This is a genomic window from Pseudarthrobacter sp. NIBRBAC000502770 (assembly GCF_006517815.1).
GTDB classification, from domain to species: domain Bacteria; phylum Actinomycetota; class Actinomycetes; order Actinomycetales; family Micrococcaceae; genus Arthrobacter; species Arthrobacter niigatensis.
In genome coordinates, this window is the sequence record NZ_CP041198.1 from 3427238 (window position 1) to 3446732 (window position 19495).

18 protein-coding genes and 2 riboswitches are annotated in these 19495 nt (G+C 66.4%); of the genes, 8 read left to right on the forward strand and 10 right to left on the reverse strand.

Annotated features, from left to right (window positions below; all coding sequences use genetic code 11):
• Positions 1-10: 10 nt before the first annotated feature.
• A complete protein-coding gene (gene cls / locus NIBR502770_RS16405) occupies positions 11-1486 on the reverse strand; it encodes a cardiolipin synthase (protein ID WP_371416468.1) in 1476 nt (491 codons plus the stop codon).
• 94 nt (positions 1487-1580) lie between these two features.
• On the opposite strand from cls, the gene NIBR502770_RS16410 reads away from it, so the two are divergent.
• Both NIBR502770_RS16410 and NIBR502770_RS16415 read left to right on the forward strand, forming a co-directional pair.
• A complete protein-coding gene (locus tag NIBR502770_RS16410) occupies positions 1581-2510 on the forward strand; it encodes an aminodeoxychorismate lyase (RefSeq protein WP_141182656.1) in 930 nt (309 codons plus the stop codon).
• A 60-nt stretch (positions 2511-2570) separates the two neighbouring features.
• Entirely contained in the window at positions 2571-3038 is a 468-nt protein-coding gene (locus NIBR502770_RS16415; protein WP_141159085.1) for a pyridoxamine 5'-phosphate oxidase family protein, read from the forward strand.
• 39 nt (positions 3039-3077) lie between these two features.
• Here NIBR502770_RS16415 and NIBR502770_RS16420 read toward each other — a convergent pair whose 3' ends face one another.
• Positions 3078-3782, reverse strand: a complete 705-nt coding sequence (locus NIBR502770_RS16420; RefSeq protein WP_141182657.1) for a TetR/AcrR family transcriptional regulator C-terminal domain-containing protein — start codon at positions 3780-3782, stop codon at positions 3078-3080.
• A 225-nt stretch (positions 3783-4007) separates the two neighbouring features.
• Here NIBR502770_RS16420 and NIBR502770_RS16425 point away from each other — a divergent pair, with 225 nt between their 5' ends.
• Positions 4008-4262, forward strand: coding sequence for a hypothetical protein (locus NIBR502770_RS16425; RefSeq protein ID WP_141159083.1), 255 nt, complete (start codon positions 4008-4010; stop codon positions 4260-4262).
• A gap of 116 nt (positions 4263-4378) precedes the next feature.
• Here the strand turns inward: NIBR502770_RS16425 and opgC are convergent, their stop codons facing one another.
• The gene (opgC, locus tag NIBR502770_RS16430; protein ID WP_141182658.1) at positions 4379-6847 is read right to left on the reverse strand and encodes an OpgC domain-containing protein; all 2469 of its coding nucleotides are present in this window, start codon (positions 6845-6847) and stop codon (positions 4379-4381) included.
• A gap of 166 nt (positions 6848-7013) precedes the next feature.
• Positions 7014-7129, forward strand: a riboswitch (SAM riboswitch).
• Positions 7130-7142: 13 nt separating this feature from the next.
• Here opgC and NIBR502770_RS16435 point away from each other — a divergent pair.
• The 3 genes from NIBR502770_RS16435 to NIBR502770_RS16445 are packed head-to-tail and all read left to right on the forward strand — an operon-like array spanning position 7143 to position 9034.
• Positions 7143-7418 carry a DUF1737 domain-containing protein gene (locus NIBR502770_RS16435; RefSeq protein WP_141159081.1) on the forward strand — a complete coding sequence of 92 codons (276 nt, stop codon included), beginning with the start codon at positions 7143-7145 and terminating at the stop codon, positions 7416-7418.
• Entirely contained in the window at positions 7415-7825 is a 411-nt protein-coding gene (locus NIBR502770_RS16440; protein WP_141182659.1) for a rhodanese-like domain-containing protein, read from the forward strand. Before NIBR502770_RS16435 ends, NIBR502770_RS16440 begins: the two co-directional genes overlap by 4 nt.
• Positions 7826-9034, forward strand: a complete 1209-nt coding sequence (locus NIBR502770_RS16445; RefSeq protein WP_141182660.1) for an O-succinylhomoserine sulfhydrylase — start codon at positions 7826-7828, stop codon at positions 9032-9034.
• Positions 9035-9162: 128 nt separating this feature from the next.
• Here the strand turns inward: NIBR502770_RS16445 and NIBR502770_RS16450 are convergent, their stop codons facing one another.
• From NIBR502770_RS16450 to NIBR502770_RS16480, 7 genes are all read right to left on the reverse strand, one after another.
• On the reverse strand, positions 9163-10389 hold the full coding sequence (locus NIBR502770_RS16450; RefSeq protein WP_141159078.1) for a glutamate--cysteine ligase: 1227 nt from the start codon (positions 10387-10389) through the stop codon (positions 9163-9165).
• Positions 10390-10456: 67 nt separating this feature from the next.
• Positions 10457-11980, reverse strand: a complete 1524-nt coding sequence (locus NIBR502770_RS16455) for a UDP-N-acetylglucosamine 1-carboxyvinyltransferase (RefSeq protein WP_141182661.1) — start codon at positions 11978-11980, stop codon at positions 10457-10459.
• A gap of 116 nt (positions 11981-12096) precedes the next feature.
• On the reverse strand, positions 12097-12897 hold the full coding sequence (locus tag NIBR502770_RS16460) for an energy-coupling factor transporter transmembrane protein EcfT (protein ID WP_141182662.1): 801 nt from the start codon (positions 12895-12897) through the stop codon (positions 12097-12099).
• A complete protein-coding gene (locus NIBR502770_RS16465) occupies positions 12894-14438 on the reverse strand; it encodes an ABC transporter ATP-binding protein (RefSeq protein ID WP_141182663.1) in 1545 nt (514 codons plus the stop codon). Before NIBR502770_RS16465 ends, NIBR502770_RS16460 begins: the two co-directional genes overlap by 4 nt.
• Entirely contained in the window at positions 14438-15061 is a 624-nt protein-coding gene (locus NIBR502770_RS16470; protein ID WP_141159074.1) for an ECF transporter S component, read from the reverse strand. The genes NIBR502770_RS16465 and NIBR502770_RS16470 overlap by 1 nt, the downstream gene beginning before the upstream one ends.
• A gap of 67 nt (positions 15062-15128) precedes the next feature.
• Positions 15129-15269: riboswitch (TPP riboswitch) on the reverse strand.
• Positions 15270-15498: 229 nt separating this feature from the next.
• Positions 15499-16896, reverse strand: coding sequence for an MFS transporter (locus NIBR502770_RS16475; protein ID WP_141182664.1), 1398 nt, complete (start codon positions 16894-16896; stop codon positions 15499-15501).
• A 116-nt stretch (positions 16897-17012) separates the two neighbouring features.
• Entirely contained in the window at positions 17013-17948 is a 936-nt protein-coding gene (locus NIBR502770_RS16480) for a dihydrodipicolinate synthase family protein (RefSeq protein ID WP_141182665.1), read from the reverse strand.
• 167 nt (positions 17949-18115) lie between these two features.
• On the opposite strand from NIBR502770_RS16480, the gene NIBR502770_RS16485 reads away from it, so the two are divergent.
• Together NIBR502770_RS16485 and NIBR502770_RS16490 are read left to right on the forward strand one after the other, a co-directional pair.
• The gene (locus NIBR502770_RS16485; RefSeq protein WP_141182666.1) at positions 18116-19150 is read left to right on the forward strand and encodes a LacI family DNA-binding transcriptional regulator; all 1035 of its coding nucleotides are present in this window, start codon (positions 18116-18118) and stop codon (positions 19148-19150) included.
• Between the two features lie 79 nt (positions 19151-19229).
• Complete coding sequence (locus tag NIBR502770_RS16490) at positions 19230-19493, forward strand: DUF4235 domain-containing protein (RefSeq protein WP_141159073.1); 264 nt, start codon at positions 19230-19232, stop codon at positions 19491-19493.
• Positions 19494-19495 lie beyond the last annotated feature (2 nt).

Here is a 19495-nt window from a genome sequence, read left to right on the forward strand (position 1 = left end):
CGCGGCCGTCTTACTGCACCGTGGCCGTCAGCCGGGCCACGTTGTCCACGTACCGGGCGGCGAGCGGCCGGCCGATCCAGTCCGCGAGCTTGAGCTCGTGCGAGATGTCCCGGTAGGTGTCTTCCACCGCCCGCATCTTGTTCACGATGTCCTCGCCCAGGAGCATCACGGAAACCTCCAGGTTCAGCGAGAAGGACCGCATGTCCATGTTGCTGGAGCCCAGCACGGCCACCTCGTCGTCAATGGTGAAGTGCTTGGCGTGCAGCACGAACGGGGCCTTGTACAGGTAGATCCGCACACCGGCTTCGAGGAGTGCCTCGTAATAGGACCGCTGGGCGTGGTGGACCAGGAATTGGTCGCCCTTCTCCGAGACGAACAGTTCCACGTCAACGCCCCGCTGGGCGGCGGTGGTGATGGCGTAGAGCAGGGAATCGTCCGGCACGAAGTACGGGCTGCAGATGGAGATGCGGTGCTGGGCGGAGTAGATCAGGGTGTTGAAGAGCCGCAGGTTGTTTTCCGTGATGAACCCGGGGCCGCTGGGCACCACCTGGGCTGTGACGTTCCCGGGCTCCGGGTTCGGTGCGAGCTGCAGCTGGTGTTCCAGCGACTCGTCGGTCTCGCTCAGCCAGTCGGTGGCGAAGACGACGTTCAGGGTGGTCACGATGGGTCCGCGCAGGCGTGCCATCAGTTCCACCCATTCGCGGCCTGCCTTGCGGTGCCGCGGGTTGTTGTAGGAGGGCTCGATCAGGTTCTGCGAACCCGTGAAGGCAATCTCGCCGTCAATGACCATGATCTTGCGGTGGTTCCGCAGGTCAGGGCGACGCCACTGTCCGTGGATGGGCAGCAGCGGCAGCATCCGCTTCCACTGGATCTTGCCTGCGCGGAGACGCTTGAGCAGCTTCCGGTACCCCTTGATGCGGAGGGTTCCGATGTGGTCGAACAGGAGCCGCACCTCCACGCCCCGCTCCGCGGCCTCCTCCATGGCGGTCAGCAGGTCATTGGTGACATGGTCCGAACTCATGATGTAGAACTCGGCGTTGACGAACTTCTTCGCCTTCCGCACCGCCTGGGTCATTTCCAGGATGGAGTCGGGATAGCCGGGGATGAGGTCCACGGAGTTGCCGTCCACCATGGGCAGGGAACCGAGGGTGCGGTTGAGTTCAGCCGCGGACTTCACCCATTCCGGGCCGGGGTAGTCGCTTTCCGCGTCCGAGAGTGCGGAGATGCCTGCCTGCACGCGTTCATTTACCAGTTGCTGCTGTGCCCGCCTGCGGCTGGACAACCGGAAGTTGCCAAAGAGCAGGAACAGGACGATGCCCAGGAACGGAATGAAGAAGATGCCCAGCAGCCAGGCCATGGCGGTGGTGGGGCGCCGGTTGCCGGGGATGATACCCAGCGCCAGCACCCTGATCACCAGGTCGGCGAAACCCAGGAGCACCACCACCCACGTCGGAGCGGTGCCGGCAAGTGAAAAAGGCCACAACACGTCTTAAACCCCCGGGGAGATCGGGCTCCGGAGGACGGCTTCCGGCCGGTGCACTCTGCCCAGCTTATCCGCGGTACCGCACTAAGCTGGTGCCATGACCTCTCCAGCCCCCGTGGTTCTCGCCTTCCTCGATCCCGCTTACCCTGATGGCCGGGTGGCCGATGCCTCCAAGCCGCAACTCCTGGTCACCGACCTGGGGGTCACGCGGGGCGACGGCGTCTTTGAAACCATGCTGGCCGTGGGCGGAACAGTACGGAAGATGCAGGCCCACCTTGACCGCCTTGCCGGCTCCGCGGCGGCGTTGGACCTGGACATCCCGGACCAGGAGGCCTGGCGGCGCGTCATTGCCGCGGCGGTGGCCCGGCACCGGCTGGAGAACCCGCCCGCAGACCCGGCTGCTGATGAGCTGGTGGTCAAACTGGTGGTCACCCGGGGCGTGGAAGGCGCGCCCACCCCCACAGCCTGGGTGCAGGCCACCCCGGCCGGGGCAGCCGGGCGCCGGCAGCGTGAAACGGGCATCGACGTCATCCTCCTTGACCGTGGCTATGACAGCGACGTGGCCGACCGGGCGCCCTGGCTGCTCCTCGGCGCCAAAACGCTTTCCTACGCCGTCAACATGGCGGCCCTGCGCCACGCCCACAAACAGGGCGCCGACGACGTCATCTTCTTCTCCTCCGATGGCCGTGTGCTGGAAGGGCCCACCTCAACGGTGCTGCTCGCACATGTGGAAAAGTCCGACGACGGCACCACGGTGAAGCGCCTCATCACCCCGCAGCTGGACAGCGGCATCCTGGCCGGGACCTCCCAGGGCGCCCTTTTCGCCGCCGCCAAGGCCGCCGGCTGGGAACTGGGCTACGGTCCGCTGGAACCCCGGGACCTCATGGACGCTGACGCGGTCTGGCTGATTTCGAGCGTCCGCCTGCTTGCCCCCGTGAACAGGATCGATGGCAAGGAGATCGGCACCCCGGCCCTCCAGAAGGAACTGACCGCGGAGTTGGGTGAGCTGTTCGCCGGCATCCAGTAGCGGCGAAACAAGCGGCGCAATCCCTTTTCCCGCTCCCGCAACACCCGTAAGGTGTGGACCATGGACTCGCGAAACCTGCCGAAGATTGAAAACCTGTCCTTCGACGACTGCTGGGAACTCCTCGACAACGACACGGTGGGCAGGTTGGCCATCGTGGTGGACGAACATCCCGAGATCTTCCCCGTGAACTACGCTGTCCACCTGCGCAGCATCGTCTTCCGCACCGCACCCGGTTCAAAGCTGTGGGGCGCCCGGATGGAACGTCCGGCAGCCCTGGAAATCGACGGCTACGACCCTGCCTCCGAACAGGCCTGGAGCGTGGTGGTGCGCGGCGAAACGGAGATCATCGAGGACCAGGGCGTGAAAGATGCCGTGGACGGGCTGGGCCTGGAACCTTGGCAGCCGGGCGAAAAGGCCAACTACGTCCGGCTTAACGCCAAAGCCCTGACGGGGCGCCGGTTCCGCGTCAACAAGCCGGACATCTGGAACACCCGCCTGCAGGACCGTCGTCGGGCGTCCTTCGAATAGGCCACGCCCGGTAATACCGCCTCCACAAGGCCCGGAGCGTCAGGCGGCGGGGCCGGCCGCCTGGCGTGACAGCTGGGCTTCCAGCCCGGACAGCAGGATGCCAAGTCCCTGGTCAAGCTCCGCCTCGCCGTCGTACTCAGACAGGGCCGGAGCCAGTGCACGAAGCTTGGGGAACTCCTTCGCGGGCAGCCGGTGGAGCCCCAGCCGCAGCAGCACCTCGTTCTCTTCAGGGTCCACCACGTACTCCTGCAGTTCGTTCAGGATGTGTCCGTAGAGGAAGCCGTAGTAGGCGCGGTAGACGTGGAGTGCATCGGCCGCACCGAATCCTGCAGCGCCGAGAAGGGACAGGATCTGTTCCAAGGGACGCAGCGTGCCCAGCGGCCTAAGGCCGAGGGGCGTGGACAGGGGCCGGGTGACCAGCAGCGGCACAACATTGGGGTGCTGGAGGGCAAGCGTTCGCAGGCCATGGGCAATCCCGCGCAGCTGGGCCTTCCAGTCGGGGTCCTCCGGATGGATGCGGAGCTGGTTGAGCACCAACTCCGTAACTCCATCCAACAAAGCTGCACGGTTCTGGGCATAGCGGTAAAGGCTCATCGGGTCCCGGCCAAGCTCCTGCCCAAGGCGGCGCATGGTCAGCGCGTCCAGGCCCTCGGCGTCCACCAGCTCCAGCGCTTTGGCCAGTACCAGGTCCCTGCTCAGCCTCGGCTTGGTGCCCGCCGTTCCCGAAGTATTGGCTGAAGTCATTATTTGATCCTTACTGGGGGCAGCCGGCTGATTTATTCAATACGGTTGCCTCAGTTGTAGTCTACGAGTAAAGTCTACAGCGTAGACATGCCTCAAGAACGCTGATATTCCCAAGTTCTCCTGATGGGATCGAACCTACAGACCCACCGCCCCCGTGCAGGGCATCGAGGGTTTTGCTGCTGTAGCCGAACGGCGGCACCGCGCACCGAGCGAAGGGACGCCGTCATGGCCAATTCGCAGTTTGATCTTTTCCTCCACGAAGCCACCTACGCCGACCAGGCCTCCGAATCAAGCCTCGACCGTGACCGCCTCTTTGGGCTGTACACCAGCTGGTGCTTCGTCAACGAGCAGCCGGCCGGCACCGAGTCCAGCTTCTGGGCTGCCATGAAACACCGGGTCTCCGCCCGCCGGAACGGACTGCGCATGAAGGGGCCCGCCGCCGCGGACTACATCATGACCAGTTACCCACGGCTGGTCTAAGCCCCAACGGGCTGTCAGATGGGGCGCCGGGTAACCGGCGCCCCACCATCAGATGCTGTGGCACTTGACATATGTGCCACAGCATTTTTCATGCCCCGGGACGTCCCCGCTGCCGCCTAGGTGGGAATAATCCGGAAGAGGAACCTGGCTCGGACCATCACCCACAGAAGGCCCAGCACCACGGCGTAGGCGACGGTGTTGAGGAAGATGCTCTGCTGCTGCAGCGCCGGGATGTTGGCCACGACGGCGATCAGCACCACGTGCATGATGAATACGTAGAGCGTGGCGCGGCCCAGCGGGATCAGGAACCAACCCAGGGCCCGCTGCACTGGTTTCCAGTAGGCGCTAAGGAAGGCGTAGGCGGCCACCACCAAGACCAGGACGTTGAGCAGGCGGCCGGGCGCCACGTAGGTCCGGCCGAACAGCGCGTCATACATGGCCCGGTAGGCGGCGTCCGGCATGAGCGCCAGCCGGACGTCATAGTTGTTGGCCAGGTACGGGTTGCCCCAGGACAGGAAGGCCAGCGCGAACGCCGCTGCGGTGCAGGCTGCCACCACCCAGGTGTGCGCCGACAGCCAGGCGACTATGCTGCGGCGGTGGTAGCCGACAACCAGGCCGACGACAAAGAGTACCTGCCATACCAACAGGGGGAACGAATCCTCGAACTGCGATGGCAGGAGCCTGACCCTGGTTACGGCCCCGACCGCATACACGGCCAGGGACGCCAGCAACACCCAGATGGCCTTGCCGCGGTTGAGTGCCGCCAGGATCAGGGGGCTGGCCAGCAGGAGCACCACGTAAAGGCCCATGACGTTGAACTGCCAGGGCCCGAACTGCAGCAGCACGATGGCCGGAAGCACCTGCGGCGGCACGGGGAACTGGAACAGCGACGACATGCCCGCGTACAGGTCGTAGGTCCGGCCCGCGCCGCTGTGCCCGGCGCCGCCGGTTCCCTGGTCCACGAACGTGGTCAGGGCCTCGGTGTGGAAGAACGGGAGCAGCGACAGCAGGAAGACGCCGACCAGCACGGCCAGGGCAGTGACATAGAGCTTCCCGGCACGGCGGGACGTCAGGTCCACCACCCGGCCGAAATCCTCCTTCGCTTTGGGGCCGTACACCATGCCCACCACCAGGCCGGAGAACAGGACAAACAACTCAGCGCCTGATACGAAGCCCACCGCCTCCTGGGTGAGCAGCTGGAACAGCGAGGCCATGCCCAGGTGGTTGACCACCACGAAGACAATGGCCATTCCGCGCAGCAGGTCCACCCGCGAATCCCTGGCAGAAGGATCCTGGTAACTCCAGGCCGTGGCAGCGTTGATCCGGCGCGGAACCTGCCACAGGGCCACCAGGAGGATGACCATGGCGGCAGCAACGGTCCACGGGGCGGCGCCCGCAAGTGTGTTGGCGCGGACATACGTGCCTGCGGACGCCACATCCGTGACAGGCCCGGTGACCATGGGCGATGCCTTCAACCGGTCCAGGGCAGTTTTGGCGATGTCCGGGCTTCCCGTGAGCAGCCAGCTGATGCTTGCTACGCCGGTGTCCCGCGTGCTGGTCCGTTCGTCCCACACCACGGCGGCCGTTCCGGCGAAATGCGGAGAGGTGGCAGTTGCCACCACCTGGTCCCACCAGCGCGTTTTGATGTCCGCCTCGGGCGCCCCGCCGGATGCAGGGCTGTAGAAGGCCGAGGTCTGGAGCAGGAAGGGCTTTTTGTGTCCTTCGGCGTAGGTACCGTAGAAGTTTTCGTTGCCGGAGGCCGTCAGCATGTCTTCGAGTTCGCCGGCGTGCGGCAGGGAGTTGACGGCGGCCGCGCCGGCAGTGTCGTCATGGTAGGCGGCCAACCCCACCCAGTCCACCGCGTCGTCGCCCGGGTAATACGGGGCATAGGCGCTGTCGCTCCCGTTCCAGGTTCCGTCCCCATTTGTATCCAGGAGGGAAAACCCGTCGCTTCCCGGCTGTGGCGCATTCCTGTTCCGGTCGAAGGGGTAGTCCTTCCCCAGGTAGGGCGCCCACACCATGGTGGCCCGGCCGCCGTCGTCCTTCCTGAAGGCTGCCGACACCGCTTGGAAAGCCTGCCGGTACGCAGCCGGCTGCTGGCCCCAGGCCACCCAGCTGGCGTTCATGTCGGGGGCAAAGCGGACCAGCAGTTGGCCCTTGAATCCCGCGGTCAGGTCGCGCACCTGCGCTGCGAACGCTTCCGCCTCCGCGGCGCCGAGCTGGTCCAGCGGCACGGACGGCTTGACCGTGAGCATGGCGTGGGCGCCCTTCGCTGCGGTCTGCTGCAGGAAGCCCCCGATGTCATTCCGCTCGGATTCGCGGTACGGCATGGTGATGTCATGGCCGTAGAGCGCCGGGGTTGCGCCCAGCCGGTCGCTGAAGCCCGCGGCGGTATCCTCACCCCATTCGAGGACCGCCCCCAGCCAGGGTTTGCCCCTGTCCGGCGCGGGGCCGGCCGCCTGCGCCGGGGCTGCCGGGGCCACCACTGCCAGGAGGGCGATGAGAACCGCGGCCAGGAAGGACGCGGCGGAACGCGGACGGTTACGCCGGATGGCGGCGCGGTGGTGCGATACGTGTGCCCGCATGCTGACAAGGACCCCCGGTACTCATTGCTCTGGATACGGGGCGGCGCCCCCGGTATGAACCTTATCGGTCCGCAGCAGGCTACGTGCCGCATGGCGGGCAGCTCAATGACGGAACATGACGACGTCGGCGATGCGGCTTGGCGCGGCAGGTGTTACGTTTTTGGGGAGTAATGAGTACCGGCGCCAAGCCCTGACTTGCCGGTCGGCAACCCTCCCTTTCGCGGCGGGGTGCCTCAGGTGAATACTCGGCATATCGACCGATTCGAGCTGCAAGCGTGAGAGAAGGAGATCCGTCGTGTCCGACGCACCCGCCCTTGACGAAAGACTGTCCTACCGCCTGATAACCGGCGCGGACACCCGTGAATTCTGCGAGCGGATCTCCGCCGCACTCGCCGACGGCTACGTGCTGCACGGCAGCCCGGCAGCTACTTTCAACGGCACCAGCGTCATCGTGGCGCAGGCAATCGTCCTTCCGGCCGCCATCGCCTCAGCCGATGCCGCCGTCGCCACAGCGGTGGACCAGCTCGACGCCGGCCTTGAAGGCGATTTCGACGGCGAGGGCCACGCATGAGCTACGCCGGAGACCTGACGCCCCAGGAAGCATGGGCCAAGCTGGAGCAGGGCGCCATCCTGGTGGACGTCCGCACCGAGGGCGAATGGGCCCACATCGGCATCCCGGACACCAAGGCCACGGACAACGATCCCCTGTTCATCCAGTGGACCTTCCCCGGCGGCATCCCCAATCCCGACTTCGTCAAGGACCTCCAGGCGCAGGCGCCGGAGGATCCCCAGGCGGAACTGCTCTTCCTCTGCCGCTCCGGCCAGCGGTCCATCGCGGCTGCAACTGCCGCCACCCAGGCCGGTTTTACCGCCTACAACGTGCTGGAGGGCTTCGAAGGCGAGCCGGACCGCTACGGCGAACGCACCGTCAACGGCTGGAAGAACCGCGGCCTCCCCACCAACCTCGGAAAGAACTAAGTGACCTTCAACCCAGACGCCCCCGGCTGGAACCCCGATACGCAGGCAGTCCGCGGCGGCCTGGACCGCTCCAACTTCCAGGAAACGTCCGAGGCCATCTTCCTGAACTCCGGCTTCGTCTACGAATCCGCTGCGGCAGCTGAACGCGCGTTCACCGGCGAGGACGAGCGCTTTGTCTACTCCCGCTACGGCAACCCGTCCGTTGCCACCTTCCAGGAACGGCTCAGGCTGCTGGAAGGCACCGAAGCCTGCTTTGCGACGGCGTCGGGCATGTCTGCCGTGTTCACCGCGCTGGGTGCCCTGCTGGCTGCCGGCGACCGCGTGGTGGCTGCCCGTTCGCTGTTCGGTTCGTGCTTTGTGATCCTGAACGAGATCCTCCCGCGCTGGGGTGTGGAAACGGTCTTCGTGGACGGTCCGGACCTGGACCAGTGGCGCGAAGCCCTGTCCAAGCCCACCACCGCCGTCTTCTTCGAGTCCCCGTCCAACCCCATGCAGGAAATCGTCGACATCGCCGCCGTCAGTGAGCTGGCGCATGCGGCCGGCGCCACCGTGGTGGCTGACAACGTCTTTGCCACTCCCCTGCTGCAGCGCTGCGGGGACCTCGGCGCCGACGTCATCGTCTACTCGGGTACCAAGCACATCGATGGGCAGGGCAGGGTGATGGGCGGTGCCATCCTGGGCACCAAGGAATTCATCGACGGACCCGTCAAGCAGCTGATGCGCCATACCGGCCCCGCACTGTCCGCCTTCAACGCCTGGGTCCTGACCAAGGGCCTGGAAACCATGGGCCTGCGCGTCAACCACTCGTCCGCCACCGCGCTGCGGCTGGCTGAATGGCTCGAGGAACAGCCGGCGGTAGGCTGGGTGAAGTATCCGCTCCTGAAGTCGCACCCGCAGTACGGGCTGGCCGCCAAGCAGATGAGTGCCGGCGGAACGGTCCTGACCTTCGAACTGGCCCCGACCGGCGGGCGCTCCGGCAAGGAAGCGGCATTCGCCCTCCTGGACGGGCTGCGGATCATCGATATTTCCAACAACCTCGGTGATGCCAAGTCCCTGATCACGCACCCGGCCACCACCACCCACCGCGCCATGGGCCCGGAGGGGCGGGCCGCCATTGGGCTCAGCGACGGCGTGGTGCGGCTCTCGGTGGGGCTCGAGGACCCGGATGACCTCCTCCGCGACCTCGAGCAGGCGCTGAAGCAGATCTAGCCTTTTCGACGCGCCTCCCCGTTTTCGACGCGCAGATTCCCTGGCGCGCACGGAATGCGGCGTGCGCAAAGGAGTGTGCGCGTCGAAAAGGAATATGCATGCCGCGGACCGGCAACCCAAGCGGCAGGTCAGGCCTGCCGCACGCGCAGCAGCTCGGGCGTGTCCGCCATGTCTGACAGGTCCAGCGTGTCGCGCATCGTCAGGTGGACGGCCTGCCGCACCACGGCACCGAACCCCATGTCCTCAGGCGGCTGCCCCGCCAGGGCCTTGTCGCGGGCACGGCGCTGTTCAGCGGCCCCGGTTCCGCGGGAAATGATGTCCTCCACCCCCTGCCTGGCCAGGGCCAGCTCCCCCTGTTCGGCCAGGACGGGGGCAAGGTAGTCCACCAGGGAACGGACCACGTCCGCGGCCGGTGCGGGCCTGAAGTTGCCGAAGTCCAGGAGTTCGCCGCTCAGCCCGGCGCTGCTGGCCTGCCAGGACGCCATCCGCAGCAGGACTGTGGGTACAGGCGCGGGATCCACGTCCTCGCGCCATTCCCGGCCCGCGGATTCCACCAATGCCCGTACCAGCACCGCGATGAGGGCTGCGTCCCCGGCACGGAGGCACACGTCCGCCACCCGCACTTCCACCGTCGGATGGTTCCGGGAGAGACGGGCGTCGAAATACAGCATGCCCTCATCGAGCATGACGCCGCTGTCCAGCAGCCGGGTCACCACGCGGCGGTACGCGGGATACGTCCCGTAAATACCTGCCGGGCCCGCAGTGGGCCAGCGGTTCCAGGCCTGGGTCCGGTAGCTTTCGAAACCGGTGGGGACGCCATTCCAAAATGGCGAGTTGGCGCTCAGTGCCGTGAGCACCGCCAGCTTGTCGCGGATCCGGTCCAGGACCGCCACGCCTTCCTCCGGCGATTCAATGAAGGTGTGGACGTGGAAACCGCAGGTCAGCTGCTCCTGGGCGGTGAGGCCAAAGCGTTCCAGCATCCTGGCATAGCGCGGGTCCGGCGTGGTGTGGCTGGGCGAGGCCACGGGAGAGGTGGCGAGCGCCGCAACCCGGGCCCCGTGCTTTTGGGCAGCCTGGTCCGCCAGCGCCCGGCCGGCCCGGATCTGTTCCAGCAGGCTTCCGTAGTCGGTGCACGGCCGGGTCTGTGTCTCGATCTGCTCAAGCTTGAGCTCGGCACTCAAGCCCATCTCGTCGTCGTAATCCGCCTGGTTGCCGGCATGGCGGCTTTCCAGCTCCACCGGCGCATCATCGGCTGCCACGCGCCGGCCAGCGAGGAGGGCATCGGCCAGGGCAAGCGGCTCCCCGGACTCCGGATCAACAATCAGGAGTTCTTCCTCGACGCCGAATGTACGCATACGAATATTCTGCCGCGCCCGCCGGGCATTCACAGGGGCGCCTCCCTTCATGACGAAGGATGAATGCCTAGTCCTGGAAGTACTCCACCTTGGCGCCGATGGTGTTCAGCCGCTCCGCCAGGTCCTCGTAGCCCCGCTCGATCACATAGATGTTCCGCAGCTCGGACACGCCCCGCGCGGCCAGCATGGCCAGCAGCAGGCAGGCGGCCGGGCGGAGCGCCGGCGGGCAGCCCACCTCGGCGGCGCGCCACTTCGTGGGGCCGTTGACGTAGATCCGGTGCGGGTCCAGCAGCTGCACCTGTGCGCCGAGCCGGTTCAGCTCCGTCAGGTAGATGGCCCGGTTCTCGTAAACCCAGTCGTGGATCATGGTCTGGCCATGGGCGTTCGCTGCAATGACGGCGAAGAAGGGCAGGTTGTCGATGTTCAGCCCGGGGAACGGCATGGGGTGGATCTTGTCCTCGGGGGCACGCAGCTCGGAGGGCTTGGTGGTGACGTCCACCAGCCGGGTGCGGCCGTTGCGGGCCATGTATTCGCCGGATATTTCGAGCTTCTGGCCCATCTGGCCCAGCGTGGCCAGTTCGATTTCCATGAACTCGATGGGGACCCGGCGGACCGTGACCTCGGAGTTGGTGACGATGCCGGCCGTAATCAGGCTCATGGCCTCGATGGGGTCCTCGGACGGGAAATACTCGATCTCGGCGTCGATCACGGGCCTGCCGGTGATCCGCAGGGTGGTGGTTCCCACGCCCTCGATGGCCACCCCGAGCATCTGCAGGTAAAAGCAGAGGTCCTGCACCATGTAGTTGGGGCTGGCGTTGCGGATCACGGTTGTTCCGGGCCGGTGGGCCGCCGCCATGATCGCATTCTCGGTAACGGTGTCCCCCCGTTCGGTGAGGACGAAGGAGCGGTCCCGGCTATCCGCGGGCGGGGCCTGCACGGTGTAGAACCCGGCCGTGGCCTCCACTGACAGGTCGAACTCGCGCAGTGCCTGCATGTGGGGCTCCACGGTCCGGGTGCCCAGGTCGCAGCCGCCGGCGTAGGGCAGCCGGTACTCCCGGGACTCATCCAGCAGGGGGCCCAGCAGCATGATGACGCTGCGGGTGCGGCGTGCCGCGTCCACGTCCATGGCGTCCAGGTCCAGGACGGCGGGGCGGCGCAGGCGGAGGTCCGTGTCATTGAGCCACGTGCACTCGACGCCGATGCTGGTCAGCACCTCGACGATGCGGTTGACTTCCTCGATCCGGGCCAGGCGGCGCAGCACGGTGGTGCCGCGGTTGATCAGGCTGGCGCACAGCAGTGCCACGCCGGCGTTCTTGCTGCTGTTGACGTCAACGGCGCCGGACAGGGTGCGGCCGCCCTCCACCCGCAGGTGCGTCATCCGCGGCTTGGCCACGTTCACGATGCTGCGGTCAAAGATGTTTTCCAGCCGCTGGATCATTTTCAGGCTCAGGTTCTGCTTGCCCTGTTCCATCCGCGCCACGGCACTTTGGCTGGTGCCGAGTTCGGCGGCCAGCTGGCCCTGGGTCCACCCTTTCTCGCCCCGGGCGTCCCTCAGCATGGCGGCAACGTGTTCAGCGGTTCTCTGGGTCATACCGCGAATATATCATAAATGAGTTATCCCTCCCCTTTCGAGGAGCAGGTGAAGGCCACCACCCCCAGGCTACCCACCCGATGCGATAGGAACGCGTACAGAGCTTCCAGCGGGAGTCAGCTGCCCAGCCAGACCATGTTCCACGTGCCGGCAGAGACGGCCGCCACCAGGGCCAGTCCGGCCACCAGCACACCGCCGGCAACCACCCAGGAGTCCAGCGGGCTGAAGGTGGATTCCCTGGCCCACGTCCGCCGGCCCCCGCCGAACCCACGCGCTTCCATGGTCACGGCGAGCCTCGACGCCCGCCTGATGGCCTGGACCAGCAGTCCGAAGCTCTGGCCCAGCGTCGCCTTCACCCGCTGGACGAGGCTGCCGCGGGCGCCCACGCCCCGGGCACGGCGCGCCATCCCGATGGTCTGCCACTCCTCTGCCATGAGCCCCACCAGGCGCATCGCGGCGAGGGTGCCCAGGACGAACCGGTGCGGCAGGCGGGCCTTTTGCGCCAGTGCATCCGCCAGGTCCGTGGGGTCGGTGCAGCTCATCAGGAGCACCGCGGGCAGGGCGATCGCAAAGCCGCGCAGGAGGAAGCCGATGCCCAACTGGAGGGAACCTTCGCTCATGCTCCAGATGCCGACGTCGAGCAGGATCCTGCCGCTGTCCGGCGCCAGGATGGCGGTACTCCAGCCTCCGATGGCTGCGGCGAGGATCAGCGGCCATCCGCGCTGCCACAGCAGGGACACGGTGAGCCCGGCAAGGGGGAACAGCATCAGTTCGAAGGCGAGGGCCACTGAGGCGGACACCCAGTCGATGGACAAGGCCAGGACCGCCGTGATGAGCAGGACCGCCGCGAACTTGCTGAGCGGGTTGGCGCGGGCCAGGAGTGCATGGTTGCCGCTCAAGGTGAGTTCCTGCCTCATGGTGCCACCGCCTCCGCGGCAGCCATCCGCAGTTCCGTCCCGCCCAGGGCCGAGGTGAACTCCGCGTCATGGGTCACGGAAACCACCGCCGTACCCGCATCCAGAAGCTCGGACAGGAATGATGCGAGTTCGGCCCAGGTATTGGCATCCTGCCCGAACGTGGGCTCGTCCAGGATCAGCACCTGGGGGCTGGCGGCAAGGACGGTGGCCACGGAGAGGCGCCGCTTTTCCCCGCCGGAGAGCGTGTAGGGGTTGGCGTCCACCAGCTGGGTGAGCCGCAGGCGCTCCAGCAGTTCGTCCACCCTGTCCGCGCCGTGCCCCAGGTGCCGCGGGCCGAACTGCAGTTCGTCCAGTACCTTCCCGGTGACGAACTGGTGTTCCGGCTCCTGGAACACCGTGCCCACCCGCGAGATCAGCTGCTGGGCCTTCCACTTGTAGGGGTCGATGCCGGCGCCGCGGCTGAGGTCCAGCGTGGCTGAAACCTTCCCCGCCACGGGCTCCAGCAGACCGGCCAGGGTCAGGGCGAAGGTTGACTTGCCGGCACCGTTGGGACCGGTGATGGCCAGGGCCTGCCCGGCGCGGACCTGTGCAGCCACGTCCTCCTGGACCGGCACCGGCGAAATCTTCCGAAAGCCCTGCCGGCGGGCGCGTCCGCGGGACACGGCAAGCTGCTCAGCGGCCAACAACAGGTTCCCCGTTCCCGCGGCCGGGACGGCGGCGCGGGGACGGGTCGCGGGCACATACCCGGGCACCCACACGCCGGCAGCGGCCAGCATGGTCCTCGCCTCACTGAGCACACGGTCCGGCGGGCCGTCCAGGAGCACGGCGGGATCCGAGGCCGAGCCCGGCTGCAGGACAATGATCCGGTCCACCAGGTCCTTCCAGACGGAAACCCGGTGCTCCACCACCACAAGGGTGGCCCCGGTCTTGTCCAGGCAGCGGGCCACGGCGTCGCGGACCTCCAGGACGCCGTCCGGGTCGAGGTTGGCGGTGGGTTCGTCCAGCAGGATCAGGCCGGGACGCATCGCCAGGATGCCCGCCAGCGCCAGGCGCTGCTTTTGCCCGCCGGACAGGGCCGACGTCGGGTGGTCCAGCGGGAGGTGGGAGAGTCCGACGTCGGCAAGCGCCGCGTGCACCCGGGGCCAGATCGCGGCGCGGGGCACCGCGAGGTTTTCGGCGCCGAAGGCGACGTCGTCCCCCACCCGGGAGAGGACCACCTGCGTTTCGGGGTCCTGCTGCATCAGGCCGGCGCGGCCGCGCTGGGCGCGGGGCGCGGCTCCGTCCACCCGGAGCGAACCGGACTCGTCGGCGTCGCCTGATTCGCCGTCGTCGTCGATGTCTCCCAGGACGCCGGCCAGCGCGTGCAGCAGCGTGGACTTCCCTGCGCCGGAGGGGCCGAGCAGGAGCACCCGCTCCCCGGGGGCGATGTCCAGGTCAAGGCCGTGGACGGCGGGTTTGGCCCTGCCGGCATGCCGCCAGCCCCAGCCACGGGCGGTGACGGCGGCGGGGCGGACCGCGCCGGAGTCCTGGGAGGGTGCCATCAGGAGAAGACGGGCTCCGTTGCGGCCTTGCGGGACGCGAAGGAGCTCAGCACCCCGGTGCGTGCCAGGCCGCGGGTGGCAACCCAGGCCAGGGCACCCGCAAGGATGGCCCCGGAAATGGTGGTGAGGACAATGTAGGCCAGCTTGTCGGCGCCGGAGTAGGCGATGTTCCAGCCCCACGGTGCAAACGAATCGTTCAGGCCGCAGAAGAATCCGGCCGCGGCGCCTGCCAGCAGGGACACGGGCAGGTTGAACTTGCGGTAGACGAAGATTGCGAAGATGATTTCCGCGCCCAGGCCCTGGATGAAACCGGAGAACAGGACCGAGGCGCCGTACTGGGAACCCATCAGCAGTTCGCCGGTGGCGGCGACGGTCTCGCAGAACAGGGCGGCCCCGGGCTTGCGGATGATCAGCATTCCCAGCACGCCGGGAATCATCCAGCCCCCGGCGAGCAGGCCGGTCAGGGGTGGGTAGGCTGCGTTCATGGGGGCGGACAGGGCGGCGGCACCCTGGTCCCATGCCCAGAAAATAACGCCGCCCGCGATGGCCACCAGCGCGGCGACGACGATGTCCACGACGCGCCAGGACTTGCTGGTGGTCTTCTTGATTGCTGCAGTACTCATGTGGTCCTCCTGGGAAACAGGAGGGGAAAGTGGACCCGGCCGGCGGCCTGTGGCCGTGGAACCGCGACACTTTGAGAACTCGACTCCCTTGCGCCGGTACTAACCGGATCAGGTTCGAGGGTCTGCGGCTGTCCGCACTCTCAGCGCCCACCTGCGGTGCCCGGCTAATGCCAGGTTGTCCGACGGCGGCGCTCCCCTGTCGTTTTTAGTGTTGCTTTTGGTGTGGGTAACGCTTGTTGTTGTGCCCGGTTGGGCGTGGTCAAGTTTACACCTGGCCGGGCTGGATTGCGGGCTGCCGGCGCCAATCACCCGGATATGACCGGCCCCGGTCCCGGATGCGCCGCGCCCCGGCCGGAAAGCGGCCTTAACTGCCAATGGCAGCGGCACGGACCCAGGAAGGTTCGAGCCGCTGCCGCTGGCAGGCGGCTTGGAGGTTCTCAGGGAGAGAGCTCTTCGAGGACCCTGCCCTTGGTTTCGATGGCGAAGAAGATGGTGACGAGGCCGCCGACGAGGGCTACGGCTGCGAACACCGTGAAGACGAGGCTGATGCCGTAGTTGTCGACGATCCAACCGACCAGGATGGGTCCGATAGCGGAGCCTGCCCGGAGCCAGGCGCTGCCGAATCCAGTGCCGATGGCGCGGAGCCGGGTGGGGTAGAGCTCGGCGGAGTAGAGGTAGAGCGAGAAGGAGACGGTCTGCAGGATGGCGTACGCGATGCTGGCGAACACCACCACCTGGGTCGCGGATACGGCGCCGAGCGCGGTGAGGATGACAAGCGGGACGGTCGCGGTCAGGAACGCGACGGTGTACCAGCGTTTGCGGCCGACGCGGTCGATCAGGAGAGCGCAGAGGACCGATGCCACGACGCCGGCGGCGGAGGTGACCCAGCCGTACGCGAGGCTGGTTTGCAGGGGCAGGTTGAATGTTTGCTTGTAGAGCGTCGGCAGCCAGGTGACCAGGCCGTTGTTGACCATGTAGACGCAGATCCAGAGCATCCAGATCATGAAGGTGCGCTTCTTGTAGATCCCGGAGAACAGTTCGCGCCAATCAGTGCGGGCCGTGGCTTTCGGGTCAACAGGACGCACCACGGGCTCAGAAAGGGTGTGCCCTGCCGCGACCGCTTCCTTTTCGAGCATGGCAACGACGGTTTCGGCTTTGTGGACGTGGCCCCGGGAGGCGAGCCAGCGCGGTGATTCGGGCATCAGCCAACGCATCGGGATGGTGAGAAGGGCCGGGACGATGCCAACGATGAACATGGCCTTCCAGCCCACCACCGGGACCAGGAAGTATCCGGCGATGCCTGCGAACATCAGGCCGACGGGGAAGATCACCTCGTAGAGGAGGAAGAAGCGGCCGCGCTTCTTGGCGCCCACGAATTCGTTGATATAGGCACTGGCGACCGGCACTTCACCGCCGGTGCCGATGCCTTGGATAAATCGGAAGATGATCATGGACGTGGCGCCCCACGCGAAAAGGCATGCGATGTCCATGGAGACGAAGAGCAGGATCGTAAAGAGCAGGACCGGAAGGCGGCCGATTCTTTCGGCGAGTTGGCCAAAGAAGAGGGATCCGAAGATCTGGCCGACGTAGCCGGCGGAGAGGATCATTCCAATTTCCCCGGCGGTGAGGTGCCATTCGGAGGACAATTGGGGCATCGCGAAGGCGATGGCCAGGACGGTGTACGCGTCGAAGAACGTGGCCGACCCGATGACAACGCGAATCAGGGTCAGCCGTCGGGTGAGCGGGAGCCGTTCGAGTCGGGCTACAAGCTCTGAGTTGATCCTGGCGGCGCTGGGGCCGCCAGCCATGGTTGTGGTGTTGTTCGGCTCGCGCATTGCGAGTCCTCCTTCTCCAGCACTGATGCTGGGGTCCTCATTGACCGAGAGTGGAGATGGCTAAAGCCTAGGGGAGGATGGCGGGAGTTGCTCCCGCCATCCTCAAGATCCGTGGATCAGGCGTTGACGGTGACCTTGCCGATGTTGGCGGCGGCGAAGGCTTCCGCAATCTCGGCATCTGCGCCCTCGGGCAGTGGCAGGAGCGGAGTGCGCACTGTGGCGTGGTCCAGGATGCCGCGGTTAACGAGGCCCCACTTCAGGGCGACGGTGCCCTCCATGTGGGACCCGCGGTGGTAGACGTTCCTGGTCACCGGCAGCAGCCGCTCATGAATGGCATGGGCACGCGGGTAGTCCTGCGCCTTGCCGGCTTCGATGAGTTCGACGAGCAGTTCGGGGGCGATGTTGCCGTAGCCGACGAGCAGCCCGTCGACATCGAACATTGTCGGCAGCAGGTACTCGTCATGACAGGAAAGCACCTGCAATTCGGGGTACGCGGCGCGCAGCGCGGGGATTTCGGTGTACCAGCGGCGCATGTTCCGGACACCGTTCTTCGTGGCAAAGACGCCCTCCTGGCCGGCGATCTCCAACTGGGTTTCGAGGTCGTAGCTCGCTTTGGTGTTGTCGGGGTACTGGAACAGGATCAGCGGCAGGCCGGACTCTTCATAGATCTCCTTGTAACGCGACTGCGGTGCGCCCTTCTGGTATCCGAAGCGCAGCCACCCGTGCGAGGGGTAGACAAGACCAGCTGACGCGCCGGCTTCGACGGCCTTCCTGGCTTCGAGTGCTGCGGTCTTGTTGCCCTCCTTCGTAATACCCGCCACGACCGGTACACGGCCGTCGGTGGACGCCACGAAGGCGCGAATAACGTCCAGCTGCTCCTCTTCTGTGAGGAACGTACCTTCGCCGGCATGTCCCAGGACGACGAGGCTCTTCACACCTTCGATCGATCCGAGCCACGATCCCAGGCGCTGGATCGCAGCGAAGTCGACAGCGCCATCTTCGGTGAACGGGGTGACAGGTGCGGGGCTGAGTCCGCGGAGATCGAGTGCCATTGCAGCTACCTTCTTGTCTTCTTTGATGGTCGGTAGTCCCGCTATTATGAAATCGTTTGCGGGAACGTTTTCAAGTTTGCACGTGTCGCAGGTCACTGTCAAGAGAACGTTTGCAGGAAGGAGGAATTAGAGTGGCTGTTACACCCTTGCTGAAGAGGAGAACCGCGATGGAACGGGCCGTCCCCGCCGCAATCGTCACCCTGAAGGACGTCGCGGCCGCCAGCGGCGTGAGCATCTCCACCGCCAGCCGCGCCCTGGATGAACGCACCACGTCCAGATCAGCGGCTGCAGCCCATGTCCGGAAGATCGCCGAAGAACTCGGGTACCGGAGGAATTCCTTCGCCTCCAGCCTGCGCCGCGGCGAGACAAGGACCCTGGGCGTCCTGGTTCCCAGGCTCAGCGACACGGTCATGGCCCTGATGTTTGAAGAGCTCGAAAAGGCCGCCTCGTCCCGGGGATACTTTGCGATGGTCGCCACCAGCGGGGACGACCCCGACGATGAACGCCGCGCCGCGGAGACCCTCCTGGACAGGAACGTCGACGGCATTATCCTTGCCACCGCGCGCCTCGATGACGAACTGCCCCGGCTGCTGCGTGAACGCCGTGTGGCGCACGCCCTGGTACTCCGCACCGACGGCGTCAGCCCCTCCGCGCTTGGCGACGATGAGGTTGGCGGCTATCTCGCCGTGCGCCACCTCATCGACCTCGGCCACCGCGACATTGCCGTTGTCACCGGCCCTGCCTTTACCTCGACGGGGACGGCGCGCCTGGCAGGAGCCCGCAAAGCCTTGAACGAAGCAGGCATCCAGTCCCGGGAAGATTGGCTGATCGCTGCGGGTTACGGCATCGAAAACGGCTACACGGCCGGCGAAACCCTCCTGGCAGGAACCCAGCAAAGCCGCCCTACGGCGATCTTCGCCGCCAATGACAACATTGCCATGGGTGTGATGGCGGCGGCCCACCGCCGCGGTATCAGCATCCCCGACGATCTGGCCTTGGTCGGATATAACGACACGCCACTGTCCGCACGGTTGCCCACGCCCCTCAGCTCAGTCCGCGTACCCCTGGACCAGATCGCGGCCACCGCCATCGACCTCATCGTCAACCCAGGCACGGAGCCCCACATCCGCCGGTCAATGCCTACCCTCATCCCACGCCAATCCAGCGGAACACCCCGGCGGCAGCCAACGCCCCGGGCGTGAGCCGGTTCGATCCCAATTCCTGCCGGATGGAAGGCTAGGCTGGGAGCAGTCCGTTTTCCGCCCGCAAGGAGTACCTGGAATGAACCTTCTCATCAAACTGCTCGGGACAGGCGTGAGCCTCGGCGCAGGCCTCGCCGGTACCAAACTGGTCAATGCCATATGGGAAAAGACCACCGGACAGAAGCCGCCCACCGGCAAACACGAGGACGTACCCACCAGCCTGCGTTCGGCACTGACCTTTGCGCTGATCTCGGCGTCGGTCAGTGCCATCATCCAGGTCCTGGCCAACCGCGGCACCCAGCGCGCCATCACCCGCTTCGCGAAGACCCAGGACATCGTCTAGCG